This is a genomic window from Paraburkholderia sp. SIMBA_053, assembly GCF_046534895.1.
Lineage (GTDB): Bacteria > Pseudomonadota > Gammaproteobacteria > Burkholderiales > Burkholderiaceae > Paraburkholderia > Paraburkholderia caledonica.
Window position 1 is genome coordinate 1 of sequence record NZ_JAWRXU010001347.1, and the last position, 248, is coordinate 248.

1 protein-coding gene is annotated in these 248 nt (G+C 27.4%); it reads right to left on the bottom strand.

The window, feature by feature from the left end; genetic code table 11:
- The coding region (locus tag SB753_RS39995; protein WP_410805540.1) for a hypothetical protein at positions 1-248 on the bottom strand (248 nt) is incomplete at both ends.

Sequence of the window (248 nt, forward strand, 5' to 3'; positions counted from 1 at the left end):
TAAATCGTTTATATGCACTACTAGAGAACAAATATAAGCAAATAAGTTTAAGAAGATAAAAACTGCAATTGAGATAACAATAAACTTATATTCAATACCTAAATAAAACTTAGTCCACTCATTCATATTCTTTGATTTCTCTACCATTTTTGGCAAATAGAACTGCTGCGTAGTGGTTGTAATTATATCCAAAGCCAGAACTATAATTAATGCAATACTAAAATACCCAAAAATATACTCATCAAAAC